Source organism: Streptomyces atratus (assembly GCF_014648655.1).
GTDB classification, from domain to species: domain Bacteria; phylum Actinomycetota; class Actinomycetes; order Streptomycetales; family Streptomycetaceae; genus Streptomyces; species Streptomyces atratus.
This window is the reverse complement of sequence record NZ_BMRN01000052.1, coordinates 1-15,323: the sequence shown is the minus strand read 5'-3', so window position 1 is coordinate 15,323 and position 15,323 is coordinate 1. Positions and strand designations below refer to the sequence as shown.

The following is a 15,323-nucleotide window of genomic DNA, read 5'->3' as shown; positions in this document are numbered from 1 at the left end:
GGTGGTGGACGCGCATCGCCGCACCGCAAGGGCGCAAGAGGGCGGGTGGGAGCGCCGCGATGGGTGGCAGCCTGGCACGCCGGCTCGGCGGCGAGGATGCGGCCGCGTGGAATCGGGCCATTGCTGCCGCCGTGGCTCCGTGCGGCGCGCGCCGTCGGTGCGCAGTTACTGCACGGGGCGGCCAGGGTTTCAGGTTGGCCGGAAACCCTCGGAAGAGGCCGCCGAACGGGCGACCATCCCTCGAACGAAGGCGTTTCAAAAGACCCGCCCCACGGCGCCTGGCATCAGCCTCGACATTCGTACAGGCGTCCCACAATCCCCCCGCCGCCACCCGTTACGGCGAGCCAAAAGCCCAGTTTCTAGAGCACCCGTGCCATTCGATGAACCGCTGGAGGACAAGATGAATCCTGTACCCGCCCCCGCGCATCAACCCCTCGGATTCGAACGACAGCGGTCCATCCCGGCTCTTCCCACCCCCGGGGTGCAGCAGGTTGACACCTTCGGCCGCCGTTCTGCACGCCCGGATACGAGGTGGAGGGCATGAGTGAGGAGTCCGTTGACCAGACGAAGGCCGGCGCCGAGGTCTCGGATTCCGAACGCCTTCTGTTTGGCGGGGAGTTGGCATACGACATCGGCTGGAACCGGCATCAGGGGGCGTGGCTCGCGCTCGATCTGTGGGCGATGGCGCGTACGTTGCCGAAGCTGGTCGCCATCGCTGTCCGGCTGGCGCACCAGGCTGATGCGCGGGCGCTGCGTACTGTGTGGATGGCCGAGTTGGGCCGGGGCATTGCGCAGGCTGTCGGTCTGGTTGCTGTCAACGTGGTCCTGGGGCATCTGCTGGCCGGTGGTTCGACGGTCGAGCGGCTGGACCGGGCTGTGCCGGCCTTGTCCGCTGTCGCCGTCACAGGGGTGATCGGGTCGTTGCTGCGGTCGGCGTCGACTTCGGCGACTGGTGGGCTGGAGCCGAAGGTGCAGCGTGTGGCGACCGAGCGGTATCTGTCGCTGGTGGCCCGGGTGGAGCTGTCCGCGATCGAGGACGATGAGTTCCATCGGTTGCTGGATTCTGCCGGCTACGGGGCTGACTCGGCACGGCGGATGGTGAAGTACTGCACCGCGGTTCTCAACTCGCTGATCTCCCTGGTCGCTGCGGCGGGTGTGCTGACTGTTCTGCACGTGGCGCTTTTGCCGTTGCTGGTGGCAATGACGCTGCCGAGCGCGTGGAGTTCGCTGACGATCGCGAAGATGCGCTACGTCTCCTTTCATCAGTTCGTACAGCATGCCCGGGCCGGGCAGTTGCTGGGGCGGCTGCTGATCGACCAGCAGGCAGCCGCAGAGGTCCGGGTCCACGATGTCGGCCCGTTCCTGCTGACCCACTTCCGCGGCATGGCGCAGACGAGTGAGCGTGAGCAGACCCGCCTGGCCCGCGAGGCCGCGCGCAAGGGGCTTCTCGCCGATGGTGCCACGGGCCTGGCGACGATCTTCACCTACGGAGTGCTGGGTGTGCTGCTGTGGACCGGGGGGATGGAACTCGCGGTGGCCGGCACTGCGGTGCTGGCGATCCGCACCGGCTCGGCAAGCCTTGACCAGCTCGTGCTGCAGATCACTGACCTGCACCAAGAGGCATTGTTCGTCGCCGACTTCGAGAAGCTGTGCGTGGAGGCCACCGACCGGGCCATCCCCACAACCGGGCTCGACCTGCCGGAGCGGGTGGAGGGGATCCGCTTCGAGAAGGTCACCTTCACCTACCCCGGCAGCACCACGCCGGAGCCCTCCTTGCGGGATGTCGACGTCACCATTCCGGCAGGAAAGATCGTCGCGCTCGTGGGGAGCAACGGCAGCGGCAAGTCGACGCTCGTGAAGCTGCTGTGCGGCCTCTACCAGCCGGATCCGGGAGGCGGACGGGTCCTGTGGGGCGACGTCGACACTGCCGAGGCGGACCGGTCCCAGATCTTCGGGCGGGTTGCCATGGTGGCCCAGGACTTCTACAGGTGGCCGTTCACCGCGCGGGTCAATATCGGCATCGGCCGCTCCACCGGGCCGATGGACGACACCGCCGTTGAGGCTGCGGCCGCATATGCGGGCGCCGATGAGGTCCTGGCCAAGCTGCCGCGGGGTCTGTCGACGCTGCTGGCCCGTGGGTACCGGGGCGGGCATCAGATCTCCGGCGGGCAGTGGCAGCGCCTGGGGATCGCCCGGGCCCGGCTCCGAAACGCCGAGGTGCTGATCGTGGACGAACCCACCAGTGCGCTGGACGCGGTCGCCGAGCAGCGGGTCTTCGACCAGATCCGTGATCTTGCCGGCCAGGGCCAGACGGTCATCCTGATCACGCACCGGCTGCACTCGGTACGCCACGCCGACCTGATCTATGTCCTCGACCAGGGACGTGTCGCCGAGTCCGGGACGTTCGAGGAGCTCATGGACCCGGTGACAGGTACGGGAGCGTTCCGGGACGCGTATCTGCTGCAGTCCCGTGCCTACCACCCCACGGTCCCCGCCCAGAGCAGCGGCGTGAAGGACGACAAGCAGCCTGCCGGGGAGGGTGTGTGAGGCCGGATCCGCAGGCCGGTATCGGCGCGGTCGCCGGGCTTGTGCCGCTGGCGTACGCGATCGTCCCCTGCGAGGTCAGGCAAGGCCCGGCGGGCACGGACACCCGCAACTACGTGGTCCGGGACACCGAGGACAGGCGCTGGTTCGTGAAGGTGTACCGGCCGGGCACGGATGTGGCCGCGGAGCAGCGGGCGCTGGAGGCTTCCGAGTTCGCTGGTCGTGCGGGGGTGCCGGTTGCCCGGGTGCAGCGCACGCTCAGCGGTGGGCTTGTCGCGTCGCGGGGTGGACTGTCCCTGTCCGTCTCGGTGTACATCGAGGAGGCGCAGACTGCTGAGGGTGGACTTCGTGGTGAGCGGTGGCCTGTGGTGGGAGAGGTTGTCGGCCGGCTGCACCGGGGACTGGCCCGGCATCCGGCCGGGTCTCCGCGCCTTGTTCCGGCCGCTCAGGTCGTCGACGTATCCGTTGCCCGCCAAACGCTGCATGAGCTGATCGCCCGCTACGAGGCACGGCCGCCACGCACTGGGTTCGCGCAGTGGGCGCTGGAGGCGGCCCACGAACGGCTTGCCGCACTGCCCGGCCTCGCGGCCATGCTGGAAGCGCTGCCGCAGCAGATGACGGCCCAGGTCGTCCACGGTGACCTGTCCACCCCGAACCTGCTCCTTCGGCAGGGGCGGGTGGCGGCGGTGATCGACTTCCGGCCTCCCGGGCTGCGCAGCCCGGTATGGGAGCTGGGGCGGCTCGCGTCGGACCCGCGCACCGTACTGGGCAACCCGAGTTGGCCGGACGAGCCGGCCCGGTCAGTGAGCGCCTACCGGGCGGCGAACCCCACGCTGTCCGACGCCGACCTGAGGGCGGTCGTGCGGGTGGCGGCCGGCTACCTGGGGTGCTCCGTGTACCCATTGGCCGAGCCGCTGGATGATCCAGCAGCCGTGTCGCCGTCCTTGGAGACCTACGGGTATGCCCGGCATCAGACTGTTGCTGTGCTGCGTGAGCACCTGGAGGAGGCCGAGGAGGTGCTGCGTGATGTCCTCGCCTGAATCCGGCGCGGCCCCATCGGCTGAGCGGGGCTCGCTATGGCGGCATCGGAACTTCCGGCGTCATCTGACGGGGGCAGGCCTCGAGAGTGGCCGGCAGTTCCGTCAGCCAGGTCGTTGTTCCTGTTCTCGCGGTGGTCGAACTGGACGCGACCGCGGGGCAAGTCGCCTGGCTCGCCCTTCTCGGACATGTGCCGGCAGCCTTGTTCGCTCTGCATGCCGGTGCACTGGCGGACCGGACTCCAAGCGCCGTCAGATGATCGTCGGTGATCTGGTCGCCGCCGCGGTGGTGGCCACGCTCCCGCTGACTGCCGCGTTCGGGACTCTGACGCTGGGACAGCTCATGGTGGTGGCCGCAGTCCAGGGCTCCGCGGGAGTGCTGCATGACGCCGCGGCGATCAGCTACCTGCCCTCATTGGTCGACCGCTCGTTGATCCAGCGGAGCAACAGCCGCATCGGAGCCGTTTTCGCCATCGCCGCTACCGGCGGAAGCAACCTCGGCGCCGCGCTGACCGCGCCTGCACCGGGCCAACCTCACCGGCCCGGGACTGGTCATCCTCGACTGGGAAGGATGGGGTCGCATGCCCACGGGCTACGACATCGGACTGCTTCGCGCCCAGCGTGTTCGCACATCCCGACGACGAGTCCCTGCTCGCCGGCGGCGTACTCGCCCAGCACGCCGCCGCGGGGGCCCGCACCGCGGTCGTCACCACCACCTGGGCCGCAGACGGTCCCAGCGCGGCCCACCTCGCCGACGCCCTGAACGAACTCGGCGCCGGTAAGCCGCGCATGCTCGGCTATGCCGACGCACGCACCCCCCCTCTGCTCCCGGCCGGCCGCGTCTCATCGACGCGCCGCTCGACGAGACCGTCGCCCGGCTCGTCCACCACCTGCGGAGCTTCCGACCTGACATCGTCACCACCCACGACGTACTCGGCCAGATGACAGGCCACCCGGACCACCGCCGCACCCACCAGATCACCCTCCTCGCCTGCGAAGCCGCAGGCCTCCCGCGCCTCTACCCGGAAGCCGGAGACCCCTGGCAGCCCCAAGCCCTGTACGTGGCCACCCACCCCGACAGCGGCGTCGGCGAACTGGCACCGCTGCTGACGGATGTCGGAAAAAGCGTGCATTGCATCCCGGACGAGTACGTCACCACGGTCGCGGACGTAACCCAGTGGCGCGCGATCCTCGCGCACCAAGGCGAAGTCGCCCGCGAGCGCTCCCTGCCCGGCATCCTCGCCCGCCTGCCCGCCGAGACCTGCCGAGACCCGCCACAAGATCATCCGAACCGAGTACTTCACACGGCTCACGCCCGGGCCGGTCCCGGGCGACCCGCATCGGCTCACCACCTGATGCGCGAGCTCACCAGTACGGACCTCGGACCGGAGTCCGCGGGGCATGCCGGGCCCGTCGCCGCGGACCTCGCCGGCCAACTCCAGCGCACCGCACAGGAATGGTCTTGCAGATCAGGGTTTCGTGTGGAGTGTTCTTGGCGAAGTACTTCAACCATGGGCTTATCGCCGGTTGCCGGTCATCCTGCTGTCGCTGTTTTCCGTGAGCCACGAGGCGGGCGGTGCGTCCCGGTGCTGGGCCCGCGGGTCGATGCCGAGGCGAAGCGCGCCGCGCGCGTGCTGGCCGGGTTGGCGACCCATGCCAGACCTGTCGAGCGGACCATCGCGCTGCGGCAGGCCGCCGCGGCTGCTGGTGAGTTGGTGGCCGCGCTGTCGGCTCTGGCTCCGGCCGTGGCCGGTGAGGGACTGCCGGCGGAGTCGACCAGTCAGTCCTTCTTCCGGGTCCGTGAAGGGGAGCTGTCGGATCAGCAGGCCGCCCTGCACGGTGTCCTGGTCGTCCACCGCGGTCTGGAAGACCTGTGTGAGGCTCCGCTGTCGGGTGCCGACCTGGCGCTGGAGGCGGCCGGGATGCGGCAGTCGGTGCTCGACCTCACCGGCGCAGCGCCGGCCGCCGACCCTGACTCCTTACCGCCGGTGGCCGTCCCCGAGCCTGCTGCAGGGTCGTCGTTGGAGAGTGTGTGGAGTGCTCGGTGGCTCATCGGGCACCAGGTCCATGTCCTGTTCAACGTCTGCGCCGCGGTCGCCGTGGCCGACGCCGCCCGCCACCTGCGGCACGGCGACGGCGATGCCGCTCTGCTGCGGCTGACAGATGCGACGGTGTACGTGCGAGGCTTCCCGGCGGCCATGACCCACGCCAGTACGGTCCCGGCCGATTACTACATGGCGGCGATACGCCACACCATGGCGCCTCCGTCAGTGGACGTCCCGTTGAGCGGGCGCCAACATCGCGGATACAAGCTGTTCCGGGCGGCGGTGAAGGACCTGCTGTCCGTGGTTCCCGACTCCTACGAGCACCTGGCGGCCCGCGCCCCGGAGCTGGCCGAGGCACGGGCCGCTCTCCTGGAAGCCGACATCGTGGACGGTGAACGGCACGTCACCCTCGCGTACTCGATGGTGCATCTGCATCGTTCCATCGCGCAGAAACCAGAAGGCCCCGACAACGCCGTCGCCGAACTACGGCACATGCGCCATCGCCGCGCAGCCCAGTACGCCTCCCTGATCCGATTCGGGGACCACTACATCGCCGACGCCGTGGCTGGCCTGCGCCACTCGTGAGTCCGTGCGTCCGCCACCCACCCCCGGCAGGAGACCCTGATGCCCGAGACGACGCCCGGCACCACCCAACGCTCTGCCGTCGCCGCCGACTGGGCACTTGACCCGGCCGATGCTGGCGCGTGCGAGCGGCTGGCCCGCACCCTGTGCAGCGGCGGTCACGACCAGGTCGACAACCCCGAGTGGGTGGCAGGGGCCCGGGACGCCTGGGAGGACCTTCCGTTCCCGCTGCGCTGTGGGGTGCGCCGGTTTCGAAGGCACTCCGGCCCGCACGGCACATTGTTGATCGGCGGCCTGCCCGTCGATCAGGCAGCCCTGCCCGCGACACCGACCGTACCCGGCTCGGTCCAGCGCCAGGCCACCATCTCGGCCGCGGTGCTCACCATGGTGGCCTGCGGGCTCGGCGAGCCTCTCGCCTACCTGGCTGAGAAATCCGGCGCCCTCGTGCAGGACGTCGTGCCCGTGCCCGGGCAGGAGACCTTCCACGGCAACGCCGGATCGGTGCCGCTGTCCTTCCACACCGAGAACGGCTTCCACCCCCACCCACCCGACTATGTGATCTTCCTGTGCCTGCGCGCCGACCACGACCAGATCGCCGGCATGCGCATCGCCGGCATCCGCCAAGCACTGCCGCTTCTCACCCCAGCCAGCCGCCAGGCCCTGTTCGCACCGGAGTTCATCACCACACCACCACCCTCCTTCGGCCCCGCCACTGCCGCGAGCGAGCCCGATGTCAAGCCCCGACCGGTGCTGTCGGGAGCGGTCGAGGATCCCGACGTACGCATGGCCCAACTCGTCACCACCCCGCTCACCCCTCGGGCCGCCGCGGCACTGACCGAATTCGGCCGCGCCTGCGACGCGACCGCCCGCACCCTGCGCCTGACACCCGGCGACCTGGTCATCATCGACAACCGCGTCACCGTCCATGGCCGCACCGCCTTCCACCCCCGTTACGACGGAGCAGACCGCTGGCTGCAACGCACCTACGTCACCACCGACCTGCGCCGCTCCCGCGACCACCGCCCCCACGACAGCCACATACTCGCCCGCTGACCAGCGTCCCGTCCCACAGGTAGGTGTTCACGTACGCGGTGAACGTCTTCCCCCCGTTCTCCCGGCCTTTCACGGTCGTGCGGGCCAGGTTCCGCGCCAGCTGCTGATTGGCGAACCCGGTCAGCATCGCCGTGACGACCTGTTCCTCCGACCCGCGGCAAAGTGACCCCGTCCACCAGGAGCATTCTCGCCGCCCCTGGTATCGAACCGTTGAACCCCACTGGTCCGCCACTCTCTGTGACTCGCATCAGATGCGAGCTGCCAGAGAACCCGCAGGTCACCCCCTTGGGGGAGTGGCCTCAAGGACCTGCCGACCGCTATCTTCACCAGTAGCGGTGGTGCCCAACACCACTGGATCGCAGCGCGGTTGACGCCCTTGCTCGGACTGGTTCGCATACCGTCGCGAATTCGCATCTGATGCAATTGGCGACAGTTGGAACATCGGAACGGAAACTCGCACTAAGCCCAATACCGCTGCTTTAAGGACTTTTCTGGCGTCTGCTGGTGGGTTTGGTGGGCGGGGTGAGTGTGAGTGTTCTGGCTGGTGGTTGTGGTGATGGGGGTGTTTGAGGTGCCAGTTGGACATCTTGCGTTTGATGACGCGGGGGTTGGCGCGTGGTCTGCGGGGCGGCAGGAGTCGTTCCAGCTGTTCACGGCTGGTGTGGGAGAGGGCCCGTTTCAGCCGTGAGGGGGGAAAGTGCCGCCTGGTCGGTGACGTGGCGGCGGGCGGCGTTCAGGGTGCGGGTGAAGGAGATCCGGTCCGGGTCGAGGCCGGCTTGGTGGGCGGTGTCGTGGATGACGTCTCTGAGGGCATGGTGGACCAGGAGGAATCCGTAGATCTCCTGCTCGACGCCGTCGGAGTATTGCGAGCGCAGGACCAGTTGGCGGCCGCCCTGGTGGGTTTTGATCTCGTCGAGGGTGTTCTCGATCTCCCACCGCTGGTGGTAGAGGGCTGCCAGTTCGGCGGCGGGGGCCTGGTCCGGGTCGCAGACGGTGGTGATGAGCCGGTAGTCCGTGCCGTCGCCTCCGTCGAGGGTGTACTCGATCACCCGGACCGGGGCCGGGTCCCGGTGGGCACGGTCATCGGCGGCCGCGATCCGGGACAGGTAGGAGCCGTCACCGAACTGTTCAAGAACCGGGAGCACGATGTTCTTGCGGACCCGCCACAGCAGGTCGGCGCCCGTGCCGGACGAGGCCCGCCACAGTTCGAAGCCCGTGATGCCCCGGTCGGCCATCACCAGCATCCCGGGCCCGAGCCGGTCCAGAAGTCCGGGACGAGACGCTGTTCGTGCACGGAGAGCGGACCGGTGGCCGCGGCGGACACCGCATGCGTCCCGCACTCCACCAGCGCGGCAACTCTCACCTGCGGATACGCGCTCCGCTGCTGTCCCCGGCCGGAACCGGGCCGGCCGAAGAAGCAACCGTTGGCTTCGGTGTCCGGGACTCAGATGTCACCCGATCGTGCATCAGGCCCGGTTCGGGTTGGTCATGTCTCCCATGATGACGATCGACACTGACAGGCGGGGCAACGCGAACACCACCTGCCAGACAACAAGCCGCCTGCCGCCGTCATCTGCCCAACCACCGGCCCGCCCGTATACCGGGCCCACTCACAGCACCTGCCACTGACAGGACAGCGACCCACCAACAGCCAGTAGAAGTGATCACGGCTCAATACAAGTGACCAGGGGTGGACTTCTGTCTCAGAGTCGGACCGGGCCGCCCGCACGATCCGATGGTCGCTCTTCGCCGTCATCTCCGGGCGGCAAGAGTTCGGCGATGATCTCGGTGCCGAGTGCGTACGCCGGCACGCCCGCGGTGATGAGCGCAGTCTCGGCGACGCCGATGAGGTCGGCAATGCCAGCTCCGGCGTGGAGTGCGCCCTGGGCGTGGATCCGGGCGGGGTGTGCCCGGCCAAGGGACAGCAGCTGCCCGAAGTGGACGAGCTGCTGCACTCGCGCTCCCAGCGGATTCTCAGTCAGCACGATGTGGCGCAGTGCCGCGATCGCCTCTTCGGTCGGCAGTCGGCCGAACTCCTGGGCCAGACGCAGCCGCTCCTGCACCCCGCCGGGAACAGTTCCGAGGGTGGAGCGGTAGCGGTCGCGTATGGCCTCCGTACGGGAGGCGAGGGCGTCGTCCGTCATGACCTGACCCGCGCGATCGCGGCGCGCACGGCCTCCTGGGCGCCCGGGGGAAAGTCCACGGCCCCGCCGATCGCCGCGGCGGCGATCTCGGCTTCGGCGCTCTCCTCGATCGCCACCACGAGGTGGGCGGTGGCCGCCGAATCCGGGCCGAACACCAAGAGGCCGTGGTTGGCCAGCAGGACCGCGGCCGTCGTCGGGCACCGTTCCAGCACGTCGGCGATTCCGCGCACCGACACGTCCGATCCGCGAGGTCCCCAGGGAACCACGGGGACGTCCTCGGCCTGTCCGAAGCGCAGCATCGGCTCGGTGCGGCAGGGCAGCGGCCGGTGGGCCACGGCGAAGGCGGTCGCGGACGGCGAGTGGGTGTGGATGATCGCGCCCACGTGGGGGCGGGCCTTGTACACGGCGCTGTGCATGGCGATGATCTCGGCGCTGACGGACTGCAGCTCGCCTTCCAGGACCTGCCCGTCGAAACCGACGGTCGCCAGTTGTTCGGTCCGCAGGCCGCGGACGAACCCCGGCGTCAGCAGAAGGCGCTCACCGTCAAGCCTGGCGCTCAGGTTGGCGTGCCCGGAGTGGGACATCACTCCGGCCGCGAAAAGCTTCTCAGCGGCTTCCACCAGCTGGTCGGCCCGCTCTTTCCGTACGTATGTGTCGCTCATAGTGGTATCTCCAAGTGCGCTGCCAGCGGCCGCTCGTTCGCCGCTGTCCACGTGCCGACCACTCTTCAACTTGAACTAAGGTTTAAGTCAAATACCGGGATCGACGAGGAGCAGGAGGAGCGGAACGTGCGCATGACGATCGGCCGACTCGCCGAGATCACCGGAGTGCCCGCTTCGGCCATCCGGTACTGGGAGCGCCACGGCCTGCTGCCGGCGCCCGAGCGAGAGAGCGGCCAGCGGCGCTATCCGCCGGAGGCCGCCGAGCGGATCACGGTGCTGCGCAAGTGTCAGCAGGCTGGGCTGACCCTGCTCGAGATCAGCGAGTTCCAGCGGGAGCAGCCACGCAGAGAGGCGCTGATCCGCGCCAAGATCACCGAGATTGAGCAGCGCTTGGTCGATCTCGACCACGCCCATCAGCTCCTGACCCATGCCCTCAAATGCAGCGAAGAGGACATCGTCAGATGCCCGAAGTTCCGAGAGCAGATGGCGGCGTGGCAGACGCCGGATCCGGCGCCGTGAACTGTGTCCCACTCCAAGATCCGCTGCGTCGGCAAGCAGGCCATGGCCACCCTGAAGGGCTGGCGACTTCTCCGCAAGCTCCGCTGCAGCACCAACCGAATCACAGACATCGTGAAGGCCGTCACGGTCCTTCACCGCGCATCATGCTGAGGTTGGAAGAACCTCAATCATGGCGACGCTGGGCACTCACTGCTGCTCAAACAGATCGACAAACGCCGTCGCTGGAAGTGAACGAAGTCACATGGACTCTTCGCTCCCTCGCAACAGGCCGGCCCGGCGGCCACGTCTGAGCGGAGTGTTGCCCGGTCGCGCTCGCTCAGCGACGCTGGTGAGCGCTGGGTGGGCGCGGACGCCGGTGGCGGGCGGTGCCGAGTGGCGTTGTGGACGAGGAACGGATGTAAGGCCTGGCTAGGCTTCGGCCCGCCTCTCCAGGCGGCTACCACGCGGCAGGGTGACGGACATGATGTCGCTGGGGCCGTCCAGTGCGATGCGGTGCCATCGCCCGCGCGGGACGATGGCCGCCGTTCCGGCCGTCAGCTTGATCTCCTCCTCCTTCCCTCCCGGCTGCTCGGGGCGGAAGTAGAGACGTATCCCGCCGGTAAGGCAGGACACGAGTTCGTCTGCGGCGGAGTGGACTTCCCAATGGTCGCCGTGGACGTCGGCGTCGGTCTTCACATGGAAGGTCATCAACTGCCAGCCGTCCCGCTCGGAGTCGAACACGGGTTGCGCGGCGCGCACCTGGCCACTGGGGTCGAAGTGAATGAAGGAGGAGAAGAGATCGATCGGGGCAGCAGTCATGCCGGGACGTCCGTTCTGTGAGTTCGTCCGGTGGGGTGGGGGTACGGGCGCCGGCCTGGTCGGCCGTGGCCGCCTCATTCGGCCAGGGCGCGGCGCAGGGCGGCGGTGAGTTCGGCGAGCTGCCGCTGGGACACGTCGGCGGACATGACCGCCAGTGAGCCATGGAAGGTGCCGGGCCACTGGTGCAGCTCGACCGGAATACCCGCCTGAAGCAGGCGGAGTGCGTAGGCGATGCCTTCGTCGCGGAGCGGGTCGAACTCGGCGGTGGAGATGTAGGCCGGGGGAAGGCCGGACAGGTCGTCGGCCCTGGCCGGGGCGGCGTACGGTGTGGCGGGCCGAGCGCCCAGGTAGTGCCGCCACGCCGCGCTGATCACGTCGCGATCGTGCGAGGGCGTGTCGGTGAAGTTCCGCTGCGACCAGGTCTCCTGGCGGTCGTCGAGCATGGGCTCGTTGAGCAGTTGGAAGTGGACCGGCGGCCCCTGCTCGTCACGCGCCCGCAACGTCACTGCGGCGGCGAGCCCGGCGCCGGCGCTGTGTCCTCCGACGGCGATCCGGTTCGGGTCAATGCCGAGCTCGGCCGCGTGTTCGGCGGTCCAGGACAGTACGGCGTAGGTGTCGTCGAGGGCGGCCGGGAACCGGTGCTCGGGGGATCGGCGGTAGCGCACCGAGATCACCGCCGTGTCGGCGGCGGCCGCGATCCGGGCGGCGAAGTGGTTATCGGTGTCCAGGTCCCCCATGATCCAGCCCCCGCCGTGCAGCCAGACGAGGGCGCTCCGCGCCCCATGCGGGTGGTAGATGCGCACCGGCACGTCGGGATCGGCGGACACGGTGTGGTCGTCGACCTGCATCGCGGATGTGTCCGGCGCCGGGGCCGCCGCGGCGCGTGCGGCGTAGTTCTCGCGGGCGGTGACCGGGTCGGTCAGGTCGGTCTTCGGGATCAACGGCAGGAATGGTTCGAGTTCGGGATCCATGAGGCCATCCTGGCCGTCGATGTCCAGGGGGTCATCCGCCAACTGTCGGGCATCGAACCCGGGTTACCCACCGAACGGCGCATCGGCCAGCGCCTGTCCTTGCGCCACATGGAGGCTCTCGCCGAACGGCTGTCGCATCTGGACTCGCATACACATGGCGCGCTCCGCGTCATCGCGTTCTACGACACCTTGATGCGCCGGCGGGTGGATCTCCCGGCGCTCGCCCGGGCCTCCGCGGGCCTGGCCGGGTGCGTGGCCGGCATCCGGCTCCACGGAACGGGGCGGGTGATGCGCGTCTCGCCCGAGGGCCGGGAGGTGTCCCTTCCCGCGCAATCCGCGTCCGCCACAGCGGCGATCACGCTCGACGAGGAGGAGATCGGCACGGTGTGGCTGGAACACCTCGGCCCGCCGAACGCGCTCGACGACGTGCTCCTGGACCGGTTCGCCCTCGCCGCTGCCGCGATCACCGAACGGTACGGCCCGGCCCGCACCACCATGGCCGACCCCGCCCTCGTCGAACTGGTGATCAGCTCCGACGGCGACGAGGCGGCCCGAGCCCGGGCGCTACGGCTCCTGGGGTTTGCCGACGACCTGCCGGTCCGCGTCGTCGCCGTACACGCGCAGCTGCCACTCGACCAGGTCGGCGCCCTGGTCTGCCCGGCCCGCACGGTCAAGGCCGCGCGGATCGCCGACGTGGGCGTCATCCTGGCGACCACCATGGACCAGGCCCGGTTTCCGGCAAGCGTACGTGCGGGCATCGGTAGCGTCGGGCGTCCTGACCGGTCCTGGCGGCAAGCCCGTACCGCTCTTCGCTTTACCACCCCACGCCGCCCGGTGGTTTCCTACGCCGAACTGGGGGCCTTGGCGCTGCTCGCGCAGGTGCCCCAGGACTGCATGCGCGACAACGCCAACGTGGCCGCACTCGCCCGCATAGCCGACAACCCTCAGGATGTGAAGACGCTGGACGCCTACTGCGCCACCGGCTCCCTGCGCCGGTCCGCCGATCTCCTTCACCTGCACCACAGCAGCGTTGCCGGCCGGCTCGAACGGATCGGCAAGACCCTGGGGATCGAACTCACCGAGCCCACTGGCTTGGTACGGGCCGGGCTCGCCCTCACCGCATGGCGGCTACTCAACGACTGAGGAAGACGTGCAACACCACTGGGCCGATGAACGCTTCTCACAAACGTCCCTTTGCGCGAGCGAGATCAAGAACGGGTCACCGGAACCCCGTTGATCTTGGATCGGTTCTCAGAACCCGTTCTCACACAAAGAGGCGAGTCGCCCCCTTCTGGGATCTGCTGGCGCGGGCGCCCAGTGCTCACGCGTCCCGTACGACCGCCAGCGCCGCCAACCCGTGCATCCTCACCTTCACCCCGACCGATGGCCAATCGGGCACAGTGAGAGCGCTTCAGGAACCCCGAAGTTACGTCAGCCGACGGAAAGACACTCCGACCAGGAAGAACGCCCAGGCCAGCAGGCCAGTCGATTAGCAAGGCTCAGGGGAACTCGCGGGATGTCGCACATCCCTCGGCCTCGTCCTGCTTTTATCCTCACGCCCGGTGCCGAGACGTAGCGGACCCTCACGACTCCGAGATCATCCGTGGCGGATTTCTGGCGTCCTGGGTCATGCCCCTCTATCGGTACTGACCGTCGCAGCCCACGACCTGGAGTGAACTCCAGGGCAACCCGCCTGGTCGTGGGCCGCCCGCCGGTGGCATTATCTGCGGGATGCCCCCTTCCCTCCAGGTCGGCCCGTACACCGTCATCGCGCTCGCCGACGGCGCGGGCCCCTTCTTCTCCCCCAGGTCGGAGGCGTTCCCCGATGCCACCGCCGAGCAGTGGGCGGCGGCCGACCGGCTCGATCCCGGCGCGCTCGACGCCGACGGGCGCTGGCGGCTCCAGTTCCGCGCGTTCGCGATCCGCAGCGACCGGGGTGTGACGCTGGTCGATGCGGGGATCGGCCCGGCCGACAGCCCGGCGGCCTCATGGGCGCCCGTGCCCGGGGCGCTCCCGGCCTCGCTGGCCGCCGCGGGTATCGAGCCATCCGATGTAGACACCGTGGTGCTCACGCACCTCCACACCGACCACGTGGGCTGGGCCGTCGTCGGCGGCAAGCAGGCGCAGCCGTTCTTCCCGAACGCCGAATACCTATTGCAGCAGGCCGAACTTGACGCTATCGAGGAGGTGAACCCGCAGCTGCGGTCCGCTGTGATCGACCCGCTCCGGAAGACCGACCAGCTACGGCTGCTCGACGGCGACTCCCCGCTGCGCGGCGGCGAGCGCGTGTTCGCCACGCCCGGTCACACACCCGGGCACCAGAGCGTGCTCGTCGAGTCCGGGCGCGACCTGGTCGCCGTCACCGGTGACCTGCTCGTGCACGCGATCCAGCTGCTCCACCCCGAACTCGCCTACGCCCACGAGATGGACGTTGAGCAGGCAAGGTCCTCAAGGGAACAGGTGCTTCGCAGCCGGGCCGCCGGCACGCTCTACCTCGCGACACCGCACCTGACCGAGCCGTTCATCGCCCGCTGACCCACCCGGCGGGGCCGGTCATTCCGCTGTCAGCGGCCTTCTTGGGAAACTCTGCGGTCCGGGCAGTCGGCGGAACCCGCCGCCCCTGCAGGGACCGTGCCAGCGTGGACCACCAGCTCTCGCCCGTGCGCTCCGTCGCTGCCGCCGCCTCCTCCGCTGCGGCCAGGACGTCCGGATCGCCCGGCGGTCGGGCCTGCATGAGGAACAGGGACCGGATCGCGAGGGTGAGGCCGAGCAGTTCGCCGCTGCCCAGGGCACGGGCGATGGCTGCGGCCTCGTCGGCCAGCTCCAGCGCCGTGGTGACCCGGCAGGTCAGGAAGTGGGCGTAGGCCTTGCACAGCAGGAGCTGCGACAGCATGTAGAGTCGGCCGGTCCGCCGGGCGATGTCCACGCCCCGGTCGGTGTGCCGTTCCGCGTCGGCGTACCGGTCGAG

Annotated in this window: 12 protein-coding genes and 3 pseudogenes; 9 read left to right on the top strand and 6 right to left on the bottom strand. The window is 69.2% G+C overall.

Annotated elements, in window-relative coordinates; translation table 11 throughout:
• Positions 1-540 precede the first annotated feature (540 nt).
• The 5 genes and pseudogenes from IEZ15_RS37930 to IEZ15_RS37910 all read left to right on the top strand — a co-directional run bounded on the left by IEZ15_RS37930 (position 541) and on the right by IEZ15_RS37910 (position 7,261).
• Positions 541-2,547 carry an ABC transporter ATP-binding protein gene (locus IEZ15_RS37930; RefSeq protein ID WP_189281556.1) on the top strand — a complete coding sequence of 669 codons (2,007 nt, stop codon included), beginning with the start codon at positions 541-543 and terminating at the stop codon, positions 2,545-2,547.
• Entirely contained in the window at positions 2,544-3,584 is a 1,041-nt protein-coding gene (locus IEZ15_RS37925) for a phosphotransferase enzyme family protein (RefSeq protein ID WP_189281554.1), read from the top strand. The genes IEZ15_RS37930 and IEZ15_RS37925 overlap by 4 nt, the downstream gene beginning before the upstream one ends.
• A gap of 618 nt (positions 3,585-4,202) precedes the next feature.
• Positions 4,203-4,937: pseudogene (locus IEZ15_RS37920) on the top strand (PIG-L family deacetylase).
• Positions 4,937-6,211, top strand: coding sequence for a 3-methyl-L-tyrosine peroxygenase-related protein (locus IEZ15_RS37915; RefSeq protein WP_506355106.1), 1,275 nt, complete (start codon positions 4,937-4,939; stop codon positions 6,209-6,211). Before IEZ15_RS37920 ends, IEZ15_RS37915 begins: the two are co-directional and overlap by 1 nt.
• Positions 6,212-6,250: 39 nt before the next feature.
• Entirely contained in the window at positions 6,251-7,261 is a 1,011-nt protein-coding gene (locus IEZ15_RS37910) for a clavaminate synthase family protein (RefSeq protein WP_189281550.1), read from the top strand.
• Between the two features lie 650 nt (positions 7,262-7,911).
• On the opposite strand, the gene IEZ15_RS37905 is transcribed toward IEZ15_RS37910, so the two are convergent.
• The 3 genes from IEZ15_RS37905 to IEZ15_RS37895 form a co-directional block, all read right to left on the bottom strand.
• Positions 7,912-8,496, bottom strand: coding sequence for a transposase (locus tag IEZ15_RS37905; protein ID WP_189281547.1), 585 nt, complete (start codon positions 8,494-8,496; stop codon positions 7,912-7,914).
• Positions 8,497-8,964: 468 nt separating this feature from the next.
• The gene (locus IEZ15_RS37900) at positions 8,965-9,405 is read right to left on the bottom strand and encodes a carboxymuconolactone decarboxylase family protein (protein ID WP_114248373.1); all 441 of its coding nucleotides are present in this window, start codon (positions 9,403-9,405) and stop codon (positions 8,965-8,967) included.
• Entirely contained in the window at positions 9,402-10,067 is a 666-nt protein-coding gene (locus IEZ15_RS37895; protein WP_189281545.1) for a class II aldolase/adducin family protein, read from the bottom strand. The genes IEZ15_RS37900 and IEZ15_RS37895 overlap by 4 nt, the downstream gene beginning before the upstream one ends.
• Positions 10,068-10,199: 132 nt before the next feature.
• Here IEZ15_RS37895 and IEZ15_RS37890 point away from each other — a divergent pair, with 132 nt between their 5' ends.
• Both IEZ15_RS37890 and IEZ15_RS37885 read left to right on the top strand, forming a co-directional pair.
• On the top strand, positions 10,200-10,586 hold the full coding sequence (locus tag IEZ15_RS37890) for a MerR family transcriptional regulator (protein ID WP_189281570.1): 387 nt from the start codon (positions 10,200-10,202) through the stop codon (positions 10,584-10,586).
• A gap of 6 nt (positions 10,587-10,592) precedes the next feature.
• Positions 10,593-10,736, top strand: a pseudogene (locus tag IEZ15_RS37885) (IS5/IS1182 family transposase); the annotation flags it as partial.
• Positions 10,737-10,994: 258 nt separating this feature from the next.
• On the opposite strand, the gene IEZ15_RS37880 reads toward IEZ15_RS37885, so the two are convergent.
• Positions 10,995-11,384 carry a cupin domain-containing protein gene (locus IEZ15_RS37880; protein WP_189281543.1) on the bottom strand — a complete coding sequence of 130 codons (390 nt, stop codon included), beginning with the start codon at positions 11,382-11,384 and terminating at the stop codon, positions 10,995-10,997.
• A gap of 74 nt (positions 11,385-11,458) precedes the next feature.
• Positions 11,459-12,355 carry an alpha/beta hydrolase gene (locus IEZ15_RS37875; RefSeq protein ID WP_189281540.1) on the bottom strand — a complete coding sequence of 299 codons (897 nt, stop codon included), beginning with the start codon at positions 12,353-12,355 and terminating at the stop codon, positions 11,459-11,461.
• 108 nt (positions 12,356-12,463) lie between these two features.
• Here IEZ15_RS37875 and IEZ15_RS37870 point away from each other — a divergent pair, with 108 nt between their 5' ends.
• Both IEZ15_RS37870 and IEZ15_RS37865 read left to right on the top strand, forming a co-directional pair.
• Positions 12,464-13,498, top strand: coding sequence for a helix-turn-helix domain-containing protein (locus tag IEZ15_RS37870; RefSeq protein ID WP_189281538.1), 1,035 nt, complete (start codon positions 12,464-12,466; stop codon positions 13,496-13,498).
• Between the two features lie 588 nt (positions 13,499-14,086).
• Positions 14,087-14,890 (top strand): MBL fold metallo-hydrolase, encoded by an 804-nt coding sequence (locus tag IEZ15_RS37865; protein WP_189281536.1) that lies wholly within the window; start codon positions 14,087-14,089, stop codon positions 14,888-14,890.
• On the opposite strand, the pseudogene IEZ15_RS37860 reads toward IEZ15_RS37865, so the two are convergent.
• A pseudogene (locus IEZ15_RS37860) lies at positions 14,877-15,323 on the bottom strand (LuxR family transcriptional regulator); the annotation flags it as partial. The gene IEZ15_RS37865 and the pseudogene IEZ15_RS37860 overlap by 14 nt on opposite strands.

Coding starts and splice junctions, on each gene's coding strand:
- IEZ15_RS37930 (WP_189281556.1), top strand. CDS start 541: ATGAGTGAGGAGTCCGTTGACCAGACGAAGGCCGGCGCCGAGGTCTCG.
- IEZ15_RS37895 (WP_189281545.1), bottom strand. CDS start 10,067: ATGAGCGACACATACGTACGGAAAGAGCGGGCCGACCAGCTGGTGGAA.
- IEZ15_RS37915 (WP_506355106.1), top strand. CDS start 4,937: ATGCGCGAGCTCACCAGTACGGACCTCGGACCGGAGTCCGCGGGGCAT.
- IEZ15_RS37865 (WP_189281536.1), top strand. CDS start 14,087: ATGCCCCCTTCCCTCCAGGTCGGCCCGTACACCGTCATCGCGCTCGCC.
- IEZ15_RS37870 (WP_189281538.1), top strand. CDS start 12,464: ATGGAGGCTCTCGCCGAACGGCTGTCGCATCTGGACTCGCATACACAT.
- IEZ15_RS37910 (WP_189281550.1), top strand. CDS start 6,251: ATGCCCGAGACGACGCCCGGCACCACCCAACGCTCTGCCGTCGCCGCC.
- IEZ15_RS37900 (WP_114248373.1), bottom strand. CDS start 9,405: ATGACGGACGACGCCCTCGCCTCCCGTACGGAGGCCATACGCGACCGC.
- IEZ15_RS37875 (WP_189281540.1), bottom strand. CDS start 12,355: ATGGATCCCGAACTCGAACCATTCCTGCCGTTGATCCCGAAGACCGAC.
- IEZ15_RS37905 (WP_189281547.1), bottom strand. CDS start 8,496: ATGGCCGACCGGGGCATCACGGGCTTCGAACTGTGGCGGGCCTCGTCC.
- IEZ15_RS37880 (WP_189281543.1), bottom strand. CDS start 11,384: ATGACTGCTGCCCCGATCGATCTCTTCTCCTCCTTCATTCACTTCGAC.
- IEZ15_RS37890 (WP_189281570.1), top strand. CDS start 10,200: ATGACGATCGGCCGACTCGCCGAGATCACCGGAGTGCCCGCTTCGGCC.